General features: G+C 68.3%; 1 pseudogene. It reads right to left on the bottom strand.

The features are described from left to right. Window positions 1–297 precede the first annotated feature (297 nt). A pseudogene (locus B2J89_RS21580) lies at window positions 298–577 on the bottom strand (hypothetical protein); the annotation flags it as partial.

Below are 577 nucleotides of genomic sequence, written 5' to 3'. Positions count from 1 at the left end.
CGCGGCCCGCAAGGCCTGCCGATGGGAACGCAGGTGATTGGCGCCTATGGCGACGACGAGCGGCTGATGGCGGTGGCCTCGTTTGTCAGCCAGGCCGCGCAGCCGCGCTGGGGGCTTTAGCCGCTGCGGCCTGCGGCCGGCGTGGCCGCGCATTCCGCAGCTTTGGGCCGCAGCGCCGCAGGCACCGACAACGCACGAAAAGCGGCCCCAGCCCTTGCCAGCCATGCGCAGAATGCTCCTATACAAGGAGCATTCTTTTCCCCGCACCGGGCCCACCGCCTGTGCCAGGCCCATGCATCACGCTGCGGCAAGGCAGCTCAGTACGTAGCCTACGTGCAGCGCCGCCCCCTGGTGCAGCACCGCCTCGTCGATATTGAACTGGGGGTGGTGGTGCGCAAACGTTGCGCCACAGGCCGCATTGCGCACGCCGATGAAGGCCATCAGGCCCGGGTAGACCTCCAGGAAATCGCCGAAATTCTCGGACACCATCAGCGGCGGGAAGTCGATCAGCGCTTGCGCGCCGTACAAGGCCTGGACGACCGCGTGCGCGCGCGCGCTTTCGCGCGCGTCGTTGACC

The organism is Acidovorax sp. SRB_24 (genome assembly GCF_012931925.1).
The sequence above is the reverse complement of the archived record's forward strand: the minus strand, read 5'-3'. Positions and strand labels throughout refer to the sequence as shown.